The 15,987-nt window shown below is 60.0% G+C and carries 15 protein-coding genes; 9 read left to right on the top strand and 6 right to left on the bottom strand.

All coding sequences use genetic code 11. The features are described 5' to 3' along the window. Window positions 1-120: 120 nt before the first annotated feature. Entirely contained in the window at window positions 121-1,422 is a 1,302-nt protein-coding gene (locus BLW70_RS09925; protein WP_074873854.1) for a serine/threonine transporter, read from the bottom strand. A 60-nt stretch (window positions 1,423-1,482) separates the two neighbouring features. Then, complete coding sequence (locus BLW70_RS09930) at window positions 1,483-2,859, bottom strand: L-serine ammonia-lyase (protein ID WP_074873855.1); 1,377 nt, start codon at window positions 2,857-2,859, stop codon at window positions 1,483-1,485. 135 nt (window positions 2,860-2,994) lie between these two features. On the opposite strand from BLW70_RS09930, the gene BLW70_RS09935 reads away from it, so the two are divergent. The 8 genes from BLW70_RS09935 (at window position 2,995) to BLW70_RS09970 (ending at window position 11,140) form a co-directional block, all read left to right on the top strand. Continuing rightward, window positions 2,995-3,942 (top strand): LysR substrate-binding domain-containing protein, encoded by a 948-nt coding sequence (locus BLW70_RS09935; RefSeq protein ID WP_074873856.1) that lies wholly within the window; start codon window positions 2,995-2,997, stop codon window positions 3,940-3,942. Between the two features lie 213 nt (window positions 3,943-4,155). After that, complete coding sequence (locus BLW70_RS09940) at window positions 4,156-4,563, top strand: HPF/RaiA family ribosome-associated protein (protein ID WP_074873857.1); 408 nt, start codon at window positions 4,156-4,158, stop codon at window positions 4,561-4,563. A 202-nt stretch (window positions 4,564-4,765) separates the two neighbouring features. Next, entirely contained in the window at window positions 4,766-5,068 is a 303-nt protein-coding gene (locus BLW70_RS09945; protein WP_074873858.1) for a DUF3649 domain-containing protein, read from the top strand. Next, window positions 5,068-6,648, top strand: a complete 1,581-nt coding sequence (locus BLW70_RS09950; RefSeq protein ID WP_074873859.1) for a PepSY-associated TM helix domain-containing protein — start codon at window positions 5,068-5,070, stop codon at window positions 6,646-6,648. Before BLW70_RS09945 ends, BLW70_RS09950 begins: the two co-directional genes overlap by 1 nt. Further along, window positions 6,649-6,975, top strand: coding sequence for a DUF3325 domain-containing protein (locus BLW70_RS09955; protein WP_074873860.1), 327 nt, complete (start codon window positions 6,649-6,651; stop codon window positions 6,973-6,975). A 4-nt stretch (window positions 6,976-6,979) separates the two neighbouring features. Continuing rightward, the gene (locus tag BLW70_RS09960; RefSeq protein ID WP_102615086.1) at window positions 6,980-7,543 is read left to right on the top strand and encodes an RNA polymerase sigma factor; all 564 of its coding nucleotides are present in this window, start codon (window positions 6,980-6,982) and stop codon (window positions 7,541-7,543) included. Further along, window positions 7,540-8,529, top strand: coding sequence for a FecR family protein (locus BLW70_RS09965; protein ID WP_074873861.1), 990 nt, complete (start codon window positions 7,540-7,542; stop codon window positions 8,527-8,529). The genes BLW70_RS09960 and BLW70_RS09965 overlap by 4 nt, the downstream gene beginning before the upstream one ends. A 181-nt stretch (window positions 8,530-8,710) precedes the next feature. After that, a complete protein-coding gene (locus tag BLW70_RS09970; protein WP_074873862.1) occupies window positions 8,711-11,140 on the top strand; it encodes a TonB-dependent siderophore receptor in 2,430 nt (809 codons plus the stop codon). 117 nt (window positions 11,141-11,257) lie between these two features. Here BLW70_RS09970 and BLW70_RS09975 read toward each other — a convergent pair whose 3' ends face one another. Beyond that, entirely contained in the window at window positions 11,258-12,133 is an 876-nt protein-coding gene (locus BLW70_RS09975; RefSeq protein ID WP_074873863.1) for an AraC family transcriptional regulator, read from the bottom strand. Between the two features lie 140 nt (window positions 12,134-12,273). Here BLW70_RS09975 and BLW70_RS09980 point away from each other — a divergent pair, with 140 nt between their 5' ends. After that, complete coding sequence (locus tag BLW70_RS09980; protein WP_074873864.1) at window positions 12,274-13,176, top strand: DMT family transporter; 903 nt, start codon at window positions 12,274-12,276, stop codon at window positions 13,174-13,176. A 26-nt stretch (window positions 13,177-13,202) separates the two neighbouring features. Here BLW70_RS09980 and BLW70_RS09985 read toward each other — a convergent pair whose 3' ends face one another. From BLW70_RS09985 to BLW70_RS09995, 3 genes are all read right to left on the bottom strand, one after another. Further along, complete coding sequence (locus BLW70_RS09985; RefSeq protein WP_074873865.1) at window positions 13,203-13,712, bottom strand: DUF2165 domain-containing protein; 510 nt, start codon at window positions 13,710-13,712, stop codon at window positions 13,203-13,205. Between the two features lie 142 nt (window positions 13,713-13,854). After that, entirely contained in the window at window positions 13,855-14,829 is a 975-nt protein-coding gene (locus tag BLW70_RS09990; RefSeq protein ID WP_074873866.1) for a 2-hydroxyacid dehydrogenase, read from the bottom strand. A 163-nt stretch (window positions 14,830-14,992) separates the two neighbouring features. Beyond that, window positions 14,993-15,961 carry a LysR family transcriptional regulator gene (locus BLW70_RS09995; RefSeq protein ID WP_074873867.1) on the bottom strand — a complete coding sequence of 323 codons (969 nt, stop codon included), beginning with the start codon at window positions 15,959-15,961 and terminating at the stop codon, window positions 14,993-14,995. Window positions 15,962-15,987 lie beyond the last annotated feature (26 nt).

A 15,987-nucleotide genomic window follows, 5' to 3' on the forward strand; every position in this document is an offset into this window, starting at 1 on the left:
CAAAAGTCCTTTTGCCTCACAGGTGACGTAGCAAGGGCCATGCCGCAAAAATTGTCGAACAATAGACACGGCAAAAAAGAAGGCGGACTCTGTGGCCCGCCTTCTTTTTTCCTGCCCGTTTCAGGGCATGAATGAGTAGATGATCGCAGACAGTGCAATCAAACCGATCAACACCACGAACACGTTCGACACCTGACCCGAATACTGGCGCAAGGCCGGCACTCGACGGATGGCGTACATCGGCATCAGGAACAGCAGGCACGCGATGATTGGCCCACCGAGGGTTTCGATCATGCCGAGGATGCTCGGGTTGAACGTCGCCACGGCCCAGCAGCTGAGGATCATGAACAGCGCGGTCACGCGGTTCAGCCAGTTCGCCGACATCACCCGGCCACGACCGCGCAGGCTTTTTACGATCAGGCCCTGGAAGCCTTCGCTGGCGCCGATGTAATGGCCGAGGAAGGACTTGGTGATTGCCACCAGCGCAATCAGCGGCGCCGCGTAAGCGATGACCGGCGTCTGGAAGTGGTTGGCCAGGTACGACAGGATCGAGATGTTCTGCGCCTTCGCCGCCGCCAAATCAGCCGGCGACAAGGCCAGCACGCAACTGAAGCAGAAGAACATCACCGTCACCACCATCATGGCGTGGGCGATGGCGAGGATGCCGCTGCTTTTGCGTTCGGCCTGTTCGCCGTAACGTTGTTTCTGATCGACGGAGAAGGCAGAGATGATCGGCGAATGGTTGAACGAAAACACCATCACCGGGATCGCCAGCCACAACGTCTTGAAGAACAGCGGCATCGGCATGCCTTCACTGGCGGTGGCGAAGAATGCGCCGTTCCAGTTCGGGATCAGACTCAAACCGAGCAGCAGCAACGCTGCAACGAACGGATAAACCAGCACGCTCATGCATTTGACGATGACACCCTGGCCGCAACGGACGATGGCCATCAGGCCGAGGATCAGCGCCAGCGACAGAATCGCCCGTGGTGGCGGGGCGATGTGCAACTGATGCTCCATGAAGCTGCTCAAGGTGTTGGTCAGCGCCACGCTGTACACCAGCAGAATCGGGAAGATCGCAAAGAAATACAGCAGCGTGATCAGCTTGCCGGCACCGATGCCGAAGTGTTCTTCCACCACTTCGGTGATGTCCCCGGAACGCCCGGACAACACGAAACGGGTCAGGCCGCGGTGGGCGTAGAAGGTCATCGGGAACGCCAGTACTGCCAGGATCAGCAGCGGCCAGAAACCGCCTACGCCGGCGTTGATCGGCAGGAACAGCGTGCCGGCGCCGATGGCTGTGCCATAAAGGCCAAGCATCCAGGTGGTGTCGTGTTTGTTCCAGCCTTTGTGGGTTATTTCGCTATTGCGTGTCAGGTCTATAGCAGGATTATCGGCAGCAGGTGTACGTACATCGGTCATCGTTTGGCCTCGTTATTGTTCTTGCTCGGGCTCACGTGTTACGGGCGTCGGGAATGCTCCTCAGCACTCCACCCAGCTGACAGCCAGGCCGCCCCGTGAAGTCTCTTTGTATTTGTCATGCATGTCGGCGCCGGTATCGCGCATGGTGCGGATGACCCGGTCCAGGGAAATGAAGTGTTTGCCGTCGCCGCGCAGGGCCATTTGCGTAGCGTTGATCGCCTTCACGGCAGCAATCGCATTGCGCTCGATGCACGGCACTTGCACCAGGCCGCCGACCGGGTCGCAGGTCAGGCCGAGGTTGTGCTCAAGGCCGATTTCGGCGGCGTTTTCCAGTTGCTCGGGCGTGGCGCCGAGTACGTCCGCCAGCCCGGCGGCGGCCATGGCGCAGGCGGAGCCGACTTCGCCCTGGCAGCCGACTTCGGCACCGGAGATGGACGCGTTTTTCTTGCAGAGAATTCCTACGGCCGCAGCGCCCAAGAAGAACGCGACGACGTCATCGTCCGACGCGTCCGGGTTGAATTTCATGTAGTAGTGCAGCACCGCCGGAATGATCCCCGCCGCGCCATTGGTCGGCGCCGTGACCATGCGCCCGCCCGCTGCGTTTTCTTCGTTCACGGCGAGGGCAAACAGGTTCACCCACTCCATGGCCGATAGCGTGGAGGTGATGACATTCGGCTTGCCGATTTCCAACAGGCTGCGGTGCAATTTCGCCGCGCGACGGGGAACATTCAGACCGCCGGGCAGGATGCCTTCATGGCGCAGCCCTTGCTCGACGCATTCACGCATCACCGACCAAATGTGCAGCAGGCCCTGACGGATTTCCGCTTCGCTGCGCCAGGCCAGTTCATTGGCCATCATCAACTCGGAAACGCGCAGGCCGTGCAGGTTGCAGAGCTTGAGCAGCTCGGCGGCGCTGGAAAAATCGTACGGCAGCACCACATCGCTGGTGGGCGCGATACCGGACTCGGCTTCGGCCGCTTCAATGATGAAACCGCCACCGATCGAGTAGTACGTTTGCTCCGATAGCTCACCGGTTTCGCCAAAGGCTGTCAGGGACATGGCGTTGGGGTGGTAGGGCAGGCTCTCGTCCAGAAGCAGGAGATCGTGTTGCCAGTTGAAGGCGATGGAGGTTTTGCCTGCCAGGGACAGTTCGCCGGTTTCACGCAGGGTCTGGATTCGGCTGTCGATGGACGTGGGATCGATGCTGTCCGGCCACTCGCCCATCAGGCCCATGACGCAGGCGCGGTCTGTGGCGTGACCGACGCCGGTCGCCGACAGCGAGCCATACAGTCGGATTTCTACGCGCCGTACGTCGGCCAGCAATTGTTGGTCAATCAGGGCTTGGGCGAAGGTCGCGGCGGCGCGCATCGGGCCGACGGTATGGGAACTGGACGGACCGATGCCGACTTTGAAGAGATCGAAAACACTGATAGCCATGCTAAAGCCTATACAAGCAATGGAAGAGAAATCGCTGCCATTTTTGTAGGACAAGCGCAATGTCGGCGATACTGCCTACCTCGGTCCTACGTGACCAACGAAACTTCCTAAGACAGCCTTTAGCAGGACTAAACAATGAGTCGCCAATTGCACGCCCAGACTTACGTCTGGCTGCACGTGTTTTCCTGTGCCGCGCGGCACTTGTCGTTCACCCGTTGCGCCGAAGAACTGCACATCACGCCGGGTGCGGTCAGCCAGCAAATCCGACAGCTGGAAGAGCGACTGGGCTTTCGCCTGTTTCATCGTCGCGCTCGCGGCGTGGAATTGAGCGCCGAAGGCCAGCGACTGGCCATCACCGTCAACGAGGCTTACGGCAGCATCGATGCGGAATTGCGACGACTGGATGCGGGCATGATCAGCGGCATCCTGCGGCTGCGTTCGATTCCATCGTTCCTGAGCAAATGGCTGACCCCAAGGTTGCCGCGCTTGCAGCAGCGCTTTCCGGACATTCAATTACGGCTGGTGGCCGAGGACAGCAGCGTGCCCTTGCACGAAGGCGACTTCGATTTGGCCATCGACCTGAATGACGGCAGCTATCCCGGTTTGTTATCCACAACCTTGCTCGACGAGCAGATCTTCCCGGTCTGTGCCCCAAGCCTGCTGCGTGGTCGGCCGCCGCTGCATGGTCCGGCGGACCTGGTGCATTTCCCGTTGCTGCACGACATTACCGCCTGGCGCGGCAGTTACGAGTACGCGGAATGGGAGTTTTACCTCAACGCCATCGGCTTCGAAGGTGCGGACGTGCGGCGCGGGCACACTTTCAATCGCAATCACCTGACCATCGAAGCGGCGATTGCCGGGATGGGCGTGGCGATTGCGCGGCGAACCTTGCTCAATGACGAGTTGGAGCGGGGGACGTTGATCGTGCCGTTTGGCCTGGCGGTACCCAATCACAAGCGTTACGTGCTGCTCTATGCGCCGGGGGCGCTGAGCCATCCGGGCGTGCGCGCGGTGCATGACTGGCTGGTGGAAGAGGCGGGGATATTTCGAAGCCTGCATCCGCTGGCGGAGCGGCAGATGTGAGCAATTGTGACAAAAGAGTCCGGCGACCCAACTCCCGACCTTAACAGCGCTTTTGCTCCTTGTCCGGCTTTTTTTGCGAATCAAAATTTATCTTTTTTTAGGGGTTGAATTGTTCTGCGCGCAGACCGATTGTGTAAGTAAGAGGTCACGGTGATGACGCCCAAGGGCCAGCCGATGTGCCTCTCGCGAGCTAGCTGAAATAAGGGATGAACTATGCAAATCCAAGTCAACAGCGATAACCATATTCAAAGCAGCATCCGACTGGAGGAGTGGGTACGTACTACCATTGAGAGCACGCTCGAACGTTATGAGGAGGACCTGACACGCGTCGAGGTTCATCTGCGGGACGAGAACGGCGACAAGCCCGGTCCCCATGACATGCGCTGTCAGCTGGAAGCGCGGCCAAAAGGCCACCAACCGATTTCTGTAACCCATAAAGCCGACTCCCTGGAACTGGCGATCGACGGGGCGGCCGAAAAACTTGAACATGCGCTTGAGCACCTGTTCGGCAAACTGCGGGGCAAACCACGTGCCGCTGTGGTGCCGTTCGAGAGAGTTGCAGCCGATGCGCTGCTGGAAGACGAGTTTCTCGAGAACGAACAGGCTGCTCAAAACGGCTGATATTTGATTAGGTTTTTACCTTCCACCACTGACAAACGGGTCTGCTTATGCAGGCCCGTTTTTGTTCGTGCTGACTGAACGTTGACTGCTGTAACAACGATCCCGTCGGATCTCTTTTGCACATGAGAATATTTATCATTAATATTGCGGCCTTGTCGGCTCCGTGACATTCACGGGGTCTCACCCGTTTCAAGGTCGAAACATGAAAGGCAAAATCACTGCGCTCCCCGTTTCCTACCGACTGGCCGTCACTTCCCGAGTGTTGGCCGCTGTGCTGGGAGGGTACGTCGTCGCGGCATTGGCCAGTGTCACCCTGGCAATGTGGCTGCCCTTGGCTCGTAGTGAATCGGTGGTCACCGGGATGATGACCTCGTTTCTGGTCTATCTGGTCGCCGTACTCTGGTGCTTTGCCTGCCGCAGTGCGTGGCAAGCCTGGTTCGGGTTGATCGTGCCAAGCGTGGTTTTGGCGGCGGTGTCGGGGCTGGCGTTCTGGATGGACCACTGATGAAAGAGGGCTTTCGACAGGCCATGGCCTGGCTGCACACCTGGGCCGGGTTGATCTTCGGCTGGCTGTTGTTCGCGATTTTCCTTACCGGCACGCTCGCTTATTTCAAGGATGAGATCAGCCACTGGATGCAGCCGGAAATTCCCGCCCGTTCGCTGTCCTCCGAAGCCAGTCTGACCCTGGCCCAGCGTTATCTCGAGCAGCACGCCGCGGGAGCCTCGCGATGGCTCATCGATTTACCGGACGCTCGCGAACCCGGGCTGTCGGTGAGGTGGCAGCAAGCAGCGACCAAGCCCGGCACGCGCGGTCAATTCACCGAAAAACTCCTCGATCCGCAAACCGGTACAGAAGTGCAGGGCCGGGACACCCGCGGTGGCGAGTTCTTTTACCGCTTCCACTTTCAGCTGCAGATGCCCTATCCGTGGGGGCGCTGGCTGTCGACGATCGCCGCGATGGTGATGTTCGTCGCGCTGATCAGCGGGATCATCATCCACAAGAAAATCTTCAAGGACTTCTTCACCTTCCGTCCGCGCAAGGGCCAGCGCTCTTGGCTCGACGGGCACAACGCGGTGGGCGTTCTGGTGTTGCCGTTTCATCTGATGATCACCTACAGCAGCCTGGTGATTTTCATGGTGATGGTGATGCCGGCGAGCATCCTTGCCTCGTACGAAGGCGGTGTCGAGGCGTTTTACGATGAGGTGATTCCAGCGTCCAATCCGCCTGAAATGGCAGGCAAACCGGGTCAGTTGGCCCCGTTGTCTCCGCTGCTGGAACGGGCCAGCGAGCAGTGGGGGGGCGGGCGAACCGGGCGGCTGACGGTGAACAATCCGGGCGATGCGAATGCCTCGATCATTCTTGCGCGGGACGGCGCCGACCGAGTGGTCCACGACTTTGGCAGCGCGTTGACATTCCATGGCGTGACCGGGCAATTGCTCGGCGCAACGCCGAAGCAAGCATTGCCCATGGCTATTGCCGGCAGTTTCTACGGCTTGCACATGGGCCATTTTGCCGGTCCGGTGTTGCGCTGGCTGTACTTCATCTGTGGGTTGGCGGGCACCGCAATGATCGGTACCGGGCTGGTGATCTGGCTCGGCAAGCGTCAGCTCAAACATGCGAAGAGCGGTGTGATGCCGTTTGAGTTGCGGTTGGTGGAAGTGCTGAATATCGCCAGCATGTCGGGGTTGATGGTCGCGGTGGCGGCGTTCTTCTGGGCCAATCGATTGTTACCGGTAGGAATGGCCGGGCGGGCGGATTGGGAAGTGAACAGCTTCTTTATCGTCTGGGGCTTGAGTGTGTTGCACGCCATGGTCCGCCGTGGTCGCGCCGCGTGGGTCGAACAGTTGGCGCTGACGGCGTTGCTGTTCTGTGCGCTGCCGCTGCTGAACGCGCTGACCACGCCGTATCACTTGGGCGTCACTCTGATGCAGGGCGATTGGGTCATGGCCGGTTTCGATCTGACGTGCCTGGGCAGCGGTCTGTTTTTCGCGTGGGCTGCGTGGAAAAAACAGCGCGCGGGGCAGGCTGGAATCGTCACCCGGCCGCGGGCGAAATCGATAGCGCTTGCGCAAGAGGCGCACTGAATGTTCCTGGCCTTGTTGCTGTGCTACGGCGGTTTCACCGCGCTCTGTTTATCGATGGATCGGCATCACGCTGAACTGCTGGGACGCAAGCCCTCGGCCCGTCGCCGCCAAGGGATGAAATTCAGTGGCTGGCTGTTGCTGGCGTTATCGCTGTGGGCCGCAGTGTCCTCGACGGGGTGGGGGCTTGGATTGGTGGAGTGGTTTGCGGTGTTGATGCTCAGCGCTTTGCTGCTGGTGTGGTTGATGCCGTATCGCCCGCGCCTGGCCCTGGCGTTGGCCGGGTTGAGCGTGCTCGCCAGCCCCGTCGCCGTGTTTGCGCAAGGCTGACCTGATGATCAGCAGCCCCCCGGAATCCCATGACGACGAACATCGCGGTGCGCGTGCGCATTTCCTGCAGGTGTTCCTTTCCCAGCGGTCGCAAATGGAAGCACTGGTGAGCCGCCGTGTCGGTTGTCGGGCGACCGCCGCGGATCTGGTGCAGGATTTGTTCCTGCGTTTCTGGCGTCGGCCGCTGGTGCAGGTCGAAGAGCTCAGCACTTACCTGTTGCGCTGCGCCGGCAACATCGCCATCGATCATTTGCGCAGCGAAGGCACGCGGGTGCGGGTCAACGAGGGCTGGATGCCGGATCAACCGGACAGTCACGGCAGCGAACCGCAAGCGGCGCTGGAGGCGGGCAACGATTTGCGTCACGTCGAAGCGGCGTTGCGTGCGCTGCCTGAGCGCACCCGACAGATTTTTCTGCTCAACCGTATTCACGGGCGCAAATACGCCGAAATCGCCAAGGCCATGGGGTTGTCCCAAAGCGCGGTGGAAAAACATATGATGCGCGCCCTCGAGGCTTGCAAGGCCAGCCTGCGGGAACCCGAACCGCGCACGCCAGGGAAAGCACCGTGAACAACACCGAACGCGTCACCCCGACGCCTGCTCAGGAACAGGCGGCCTTCGCCTGGCTGAGTCTGTTGCATGACCAGCCCAGCAGCGGCGATCAGGCCACCTTCAGCCATTGGCTACAGGCCGACCCTGCCCATGCCGAGGCTTACGCCCAGGCGCAAGTGGTGTGGGAGTTGACCGAAACACCGGCCCGAACGTTGGCCGACGAAGAGGCGTTTGCCTTGCAGGGTTACCTCAGCGCCATGAATCGCTCGCGCCGTACCCGCGTTCTGCGTTGGTCCGGTGCGTTGGCGATGGCCGCGTGCATGGTGTTGATGATCGGCGTCGGTGCTGGCTGGCAACCGTCGCGCTGGGTCGATGATCTGGGCGCGGACTATGTATCGGCGCCGGGGGAAATTCGCACCGTCACGCTGGCGGATCAGTCACACGTCACGCTTGATGCCGACAGCGCGATTGCGGTGGATTTCAGTCGTGGCGAGCGGCGGGTTGAGCTGCGGCGCGGCGCCGGATTTTTCAGCGTGACCCACACCGGCGAGCCGTTCGTGGTGGACGCTGAAAAAGGCCAGGCGCGGGTGCTGGGGACTCAGTTCGAAGTGCGGCTGCAACCGCACGGTGCGCAGGTCACGGTGTTGTCCGGGCGGGTGGGCGTGACGGCGGACAGGCACGCCGAGCAACAAATTCTCAGCGCTGGCCAGCAAGTGGCCTATGGCGAGGGTTCGGCGGAAAAACTCCATGCGGTCGACAGCGAAGCGCAATTGGCGTGGCGTCAGGGATGGCTCAATTACTACAAGGCGACACTCGCTGAGGTGGTGCAAGACCTTGGGCGTTATTACCCGGGACGGATTGTGCTGCTCAACGATGAACTGGCGGCGCGGCGGGTCAGTGGCAGTTTTCCGAGCAAGGATCCGCTCGCGGTGTTGAGTTCGTTGCAAGGGGTGTTGGGGTTTGAGCAGCACAAGGTTTTGGGGCATCTGATTATTTTGCGCTGAGGCTGCTGGCCCCATCGCGAGCAGGCTCGCTCCCACAATTGACTACATTCCCCTGTGGGAACGAGCGAAGTGTTTTGAAAATAATTTCAAAATTCTGGTGAGGTAAACCCCGACGCCATCCGTGTAGTGACTGAAACTGCGAGTCATTCGCATTCCGTAGGTTCTACACAGGTCATGAGCAATGAAGTCCAGGGCAAAATCGGGTTCGGTCAAACAATGGTTGGGTACGTGTGCCTTGAGCTTTTCGGCGTTGGCGTTGCTGCCGTTGACTGTGGCGGTGGCGGCTGAGGCTGGCAGTGCCCGACAGAGTGCGCCGTTCACCTTTGCAATGGCCTCCAAACCGTTGCCCCAGGCCTTGAGCGATTTCAGCCGGATCACCGGTATCAGCGTGGTCTACACCGATGAGGCGCCGTACGGCATCAACGCTCCAGCGCTCAGCGGGCAGATGAGTGCCGAGCAGGCGATGCAGCGTTTGCTCAGCGGTTCGGGGTTCACCTTCCGTCGCACTGACGGCCACACCTTGGCGCTGGAGCCATTGCCTACCGATGGTGCCTTGAACCTGGGCGCGACCACCATTACCTCGGTGGCCGATCAATCCATGAGCTATCAGCCACCGCCCACCAGTTCGGTGATGCGCTCGTCGGCCTTGATCCAGGAAATCCCCCAGACCGTCAACGTGGTTCCGGCGCAGGTCATTCGCGATCAGGCGCCGCGCAATCTGGATGACGCGCTGGCCAACGTCAGCGGCATTACTCAAGGCAACACGCTGGCGAGCACTCAGGACTCGGTGATGACTCGCGGTTTCGGTGACAACCGCAACGGCTCGATCATGCGCGACGGCATGCCGATCGTGCAGGGCCGTGGCATGAATGCGACCGTGGACCGGGTCGAAGTGCTGAAGGGCCCGGCCTCGCTTCTTTATGGCATCCAGGACCCGGGCGGCGTGGTCAACATGGTCAGCAAAAAGCCCGAACTTGAGCAGTACAACGCGTTGACCCTGCGTGGCTCGACCTATGGCGACGGCAAAAACGGCAGCGGTGGCGGCCTCGACAGCACCGGTGCGCTGGGTGAATCAGGGTTGGCCTATCGCATGATCCTGGACCACGAAGACGAAGATTACTGGCGCAACTTCGGTACTCACCGCGAGACATTGGTCGCACCGTCACTGGCCTGGTTCGGCGAAAGCACCAAACTGCTGTTCGCCTACGAACACCGCGAGTTCCTGACCCCGTTCGACCGCGGCACGATCATCGACCCGCGTGATAACCATCCGCTGGACATCTCCCGCGAGCGTCGCCTCGACGAGCCCTTCAATAACATGGAAGGCCGCTCGGACCTGTATCACTTCGAGGCCGATCACGAGCTCAACGACAACTGGAAAGCCCACTTCGGCTACAGCTGGAACCGCGAAACCTACGACGCCAGCCAGGTGCGCATCACCGCCATCGACACCAAAAAGGGCACGTTGACCCGCAGCATGGACGGCACTCAGAACGCGATCAGCACCGACCGCTTCACCACCGCCAGCCTGGAAGGCAATGTCCAGCTCGCTGGGATGAAACATGACCTGGTGTTCGGCGTCGATGATGAATACCGCAAGATCTACCGCGAAGACCTGATCCGTCAGAAAAGCCTGAGCACCTTCAGTTACCTCAACCCGGTTTACGGTCGCGAAGTCGCCGGCACCACGGTCAGCCCGGCCGACAGCGCGCAGACCGACAAACTGCGCAGCGATTCGGTGTTTTTGCAGGACTCGATTCACCTGACCGATCAATGGATTTTCGTCGCCGGCGCGCGCTTCCAGGAATACGACCAGTACGCCGGCAAAGGCGTACCGTTCAAGGCCAACACTGACAGCAACGGCCAGAAATGGGTGCCTCGCGCCGGCCTGGTGTACCGCTACACCGATGAACTGTCGTTCTATGGCAGCTACACCGAGTCGTTCAAACCCAACTCGACCATCGCACCGTTGAGCGGCAGCAGCACCGTGCTGGACGGCAGCGTCGCGCCGGAAGAAGCCAAGTCCTGGGAAATCGGCGCCAAGCTCGACATGCCGGGCCGCGTCACCGGTAACGTCGCGCTGTTCGACATCAAGAAACGCAACGTGCTGGTGGCTAATTCCGAAGGCCCGGTGACGATCTACAGCGCCGCCGGTGAAGTGCGCTCCCGAGGGCTGGAAGTGGACTTGAGCGGTCAGTTGAGTGATCGCTGGAGCATGATCGGCAGCTATGCCTACACCGATGCCGAAGTCACGGAAGACCCGATCTACAAAGGCAAGAAACTGCAAAACGTAGCGAAGAACAGTGGCTCGCTGTCGGCGGTTTATGACTTCGGCACTATCGTCGGTGGCGATCAGCTGCGGGTTGGCGCGGGCGCGCGCTATGTCGGTGAGCGAGCGGGTAACGCGGTGAACGATTTCGACCTGCCGAGCTACACCGTGGCCGATGCGTTCGCAACCTACGACACCAAAGTCGAGGGGCAGAAGGTCAAGTTCCAACTCAACGTGAAGAACCTGTTTGACCGCACTTACTACACCTCGGCGGCGAGCCGGTTCTTTGTGTCGATGGGGGATTCGCGGCAGATCTCCTTGTCGAGCACGTTGGAGTTCTAACCGCAGACCGCGTCATCGTTCATCGCGAGCAGGCTCACTCCTACATGGGAATGCATTCCAAATGTGGGAGTGAGCCTGCTCGCGATGGCGGCATCCCAGATACTGAAGACTTCAGGCCTACCGCAAAAACGCCTGCCGATACTCCCCAGGCGTTCCCCCCAATGCCTGCCGAAACCGATTGGTGAAATGACTCGCACTGGCAAACCCGCACGCCAGTGCAATTTCCCCCAATGGCTGCGACGTTGAACGCAACAACTCCCGCGCCCGGCTCAGTCGCCGCGACAACACATACTGATGCGGCGGCAAGCCAAAACTCTCGCGAAACATCCGCGCAAAGTGGTATTCGGATAACGCACACAACGCCGCCAACTGCCCCAGGCTGATGGCCTCGGCCAATTGGTTGTCGATGAACTCCACCAACTGCCGCCGCTGATGCGCAGCCAATCCGCCTTTCAGCCGCAAGCCCTCACGCATCCCGACCTGGCCGAGCAGGACGTGGCTGAGCATTTCATGGGCCAGGCTGCTGGTGAGCACGCGTTCGCCGGGCTCGTTCCAGTTGAGTGTGAGCATTTGCCGAAAGCGCCGGGCTTGTGCCGGGTCGTCCAGAAAGGTCGCTTCGCGCAGCTGCAGTTCGCGAGGTTCGCGGTCAAGCAGCGTGACGCAACCGAGGGCGAATTGTTCGGGGCTGAAATACACGTGGGCCAGGCGTATGTCGCCGTTGATCACCCAACCCGATTGATGCTCGGCCGGCAGGATGCACAGCTTGTCCGGGCCGCCCTTGGTGCCGGGCTGGTCGCGGCGAAAAGTGCCGGTGCCGCCGGCGATGTAGCAGGACAGGGTGTGATGACTCGGCGCTTCGTAATCCTGGGCGTCGTGATGGTTGCTCCACAAGGCTGCAGCCATGCCGTCACCGAGCTCGGCGCTGTGCTCGAGGCGAGCATTGGGCGAGCGGTTGAGGGCTTGAAAGACTTGCAGGGTTTCCAGTGCAGGCATGATGGCTTCTCGTTGACGCCTTGCATCCTACTCCGTAGCCGTTCGGCTGCCAGCCTGTGGCCCGACAAAAGCGCAAGTTTATGCAAGTGCGAAAGGCTTTGGCGCAGGACACTGAAGGCCTATTCAGGAGAGTCTTTGCCATGAACCTTTCGTTGTATCTGCTGACCGTGCTGATCTGGGGCACCACCTGGATTGCCTTGAAATGGCAACTGGGCGTGGTGGCGATTCCGGTGTCGATCGTTTATCGCTTCGGCCTCGCAGCGTTGGTGCTGTTCGTGATGCTACTGCTCAGTCGCCGCCTGCAAGTGATGAACCGTCGCGGGCACCTGATCTGTCTGGCGCAGGGGTTGTGCCTGTTCTGCATCAATTTCATGTGTTTCCTGACGGCCAGCCAGTGGATCCCCAGTGGTCTGGTCGCGGTGGTGTTTTCCACCGCCACGTTGTGGAACGCACTCAATGCGCGCGTGTTCTTCGGCCAGAAAGTCGCGCGCAATGTGCTGATGGGCGGTGCGCTGGGGCTGCTTGGGCTTGGCCTGTTGTTCTGGCCTGAGGTGGCGGGCCACACCGCGAGCCCGCAAACCTTGCTCGGGTTGGGCCTGGCGTTGCTCGGGACACTGTGCTTCTCGGCGGGCAACATGCTGTCGAGCCTGCAACAGAAAGCCGGGCTCAAACCGCTGACCACCAACGCCTGGGGCATGGCCTATGGCGCGGCCATGCTGTCGGTGTGGTGTCTGGTCAAAGGCATTCCGTTCGACATGGAATGGAATGCGCGCTACATCGGCTCGCTGCTGTACCTGGTGATTCCGGGTTCGGTGATCGGTTTCACGGCCTATCTGACACTGGTCGGGCGGATGGGGCCCGAGCGCGCCGCCTATTGCACCGTACTGTTCCCCGTTGTGGCGCTGAACGTGTCGGCGTTTGCCGAAGGCTATCAATGGACCGCGCCCGCCTTGGTGGGTTTGGTACTGGTGATGCTGGGCAATGTGCTGGTGTTTCGTAAGCCCAGGGTGCCGATGGTGCAGGGCAACGGCAAACTCGCGTAAAGGTTCGGGTGGAGCGTTGAGGCAGCTCAGCGCTCGGTCTTGAGCGCGACGAATATCAGCAATGGAAGTAGGAAATCAACTATATGCCGAGCCCAGTCCTTGGCGTTCCAAACTTGTGAGGTGTCCATGTTGAACCATTCGACTCCGATAACCTGCAGGCAAACGTAATAGACAAAAATACCAATCATTAAACCAATGAGTGAAAACTTTTTTGCCTCGTGAAATTCTTCCGCAGACCCGTTTATTTGTCGATAAAGATGAAAGGCGCCTATCAGGCAATAGGTTGTGAAGGTAACTTCCAAGGTAATGATTAACCAGTAAATTCGGTGGTGAAGCATGGGCGAGGTGATTGCCCTGTAACTCAGTCTGGGGTTGCTCCGGGTGGTGTCCATGCTTAGCACGTGGCCGACGTATTCATAGTTTGATGCGTAGTCGGTGAAGTTGCTGTACATCACTAGCAGGCCAAAAAAGCTTATATAGATAATTAGCAGGATTTTTATATATCTGATGAGCTTGTCGGTTGTAAGGTTGTTCAAGCTTGTGTTCTCCGTCACTGTTTTCCGTTGAGTCGGATAAGTAGCGGGGAGTTTATAGTGCTTAACTGTTTTACGTGGATTGACTGAATTGCAAGTTGTGTAAACCAGTGGGCAGACGTTTAAAAACATCTGCCCGTATTGATCAACCTTTCCACACTTGCGGGTTCACCAGATCTTGTGGTCGCTCACCCAGCAAAGCGCTGCGCAAGTTAGCCAAGGCACGGTTGGCCATGGCTTCGCGGGTTTCATGAGTGGCCGAGCCGATGTGCGGCAATGTCACCGCGTTTTTCAGTTGGAACAGAGGGGACTCAGCCAGCGGTTCTTTCTCGTAAACGTCCAGCCCGGCGCCACGAATCCGGTTGTTTTGCAGGGCTTCGATCAGGGCGGGTTCGTCCACCACCGGGCCGCGGGCAATGTTCACCAGAATCGCGCCGGGTTTCATCAATGCCAGTTCACGATGGCTGATCAGGTGTCTGGTTTTTTCGCTGAGCGGCACCACCAGGCAGACGAAATCAGCTTCGGCCAGCAGTTGATCCAGGCTGCGCATCTGCGCGCCGAGTTCTTGCTCCAGTTCGGTCTTGCGGCTGTTGCCGCTGTAGAGGATCGGCATGTTGAAGCCCAGCCGCCCGCGACGGGCGATGGCCGCCCCGATGTTACCCATGCCGACGATGCCCAGGGTCTTGCCGTGTACATCGCAGCCGAATAACGGCGCCCCTACGGTGGCTTGCCATTGGCCGGCCTTGGTCCAGGCGTCCAGTTCGGCGACGCGGCGGGCGCTGCTCATCAGCAGGGCGAAGGCCAGGTCCGCGGTGCTTTCGGTGAGGACGTCGGGGGTGTTGGTAAGCATGATCCCGCGTTCGTTGAAGTAGGCGACGTCGTAGTTGTCGTAGCCGACCGAGACGCTGGAGACGACTTCCAGTTTGGCGGCGTTTTCCAACTGTGCGCGACCGAGTTTGCGACCGACGCCGATCAGGCCATGGGCGTGGGGCAGGGCTTCGTTGAACTGGGCGTTGATGTCGCCATTTTTTGGGTTTGGCACGATAACGTCGAAGTCTTGCTTCAGGCGTTCGACCATTTCGGGGGTGACGCGGCTGAAGGCGAGGACGGTCTTTTTCATGGGAGGAGGGCTCTCGGGCGAAGGTGAATGCCAAGCACGCTAACATTCTTCCGAGCTTTTATGCGAGTGCCCGGATTGCCGGGTGTACGCCGCTGTGACGCGGAGCGTCACGGGATGCATTCCCACGCAGAGCGTGGGAACGATCGATCGGTTGGGCTGGAAATCAGTTCGCCACCCGAACCCCGCCCATGCTCCCGCTCAACTCATACGCCACCAATTCCGCCTGATGTGCCGCCAATATCTCCGGCAAGGAGCCGCGCAAATACTCGACCCACGTTTTAATCTTCGCGTCCAGATACTGCCGCGACGGGTAGATCGCATACAGATTCAATTCCTGCGACCGGTAGTTCGGCATCACCCGCACCAGCGTACCGTTGCGCAACCCTTCAATCGCGGCATACACCGGCAACACTCCAACCCCCATGCCGCTGATGATCGCTGTCTTCATCGCGTCGGCGGAGTTCACCAGAAACGGTGAGCTATTGATCGTCACCATTTCCTGGCCTTCGGGGCCGTCGAAGGTCCATTTCTCCAGCGGAATCACCGGGCTCACCAGACGCAGGCACGCGTGGTTCAGCAAATCGCTGGGCTTGTGCGCGCAGCCGTTGGCTTTTACATACGCGGGCGAGGCGCAAACGATGCTGTAGGTGATGCCCAAGCGCTGGGAGACGAAGCCCGAGTCCGGCAGTTCGCTGGCGAGGACGATGGACACGTCGTAGCCCTCGTCCAGCAGATCCGGCACGCGGTTGGCCATGGTCAGGTCGAAGGTCACGTCCGGGTGGGTTTTGCGATAGCGGGCGATGGCGTCGATCACGAAGTGCTGACCGATGCCGGTCATGGTGTGCACCTTAAGCTGCCCGGCCGGGCGAGCGTGGGCGTCGCTGGCTTCGGCTTCGGCTTCTTCGACGTAGGCGAGGATCTGCTCGCAGCGCAATAAGTAGCGCTTGCCGGCCTCGGTCAGGGCGATTCGGCGGGTGGTGCGGTTGAGCAGGCGGGTTTGCAGGTGGGCTTCCAGGTTGGAGACCGCGCGCGAAACGTTGGCCGTGGTGGTGTCGAGTTGCACGGCGGCGGCGGTGAAGCTACCAGCCTCGGCCACGTAACTGAAGGCGCGCATGTTTTGCAAGGTGTCCATGGGGTGCTCTCGGAGGCGATGGCAAA

The sequence above is a fragment of the Pseudomonas frederiksbergensis genome (assembly GCF_900105495.1).
Taxonomy (GTDB): Bacteria; Pseudomonadota; Gammaproteobacteria; order Pseudomonadales; family Pseudomonadaceae; genus Aquipseudomonas; species Aquipseudomonas frederiksbergensis.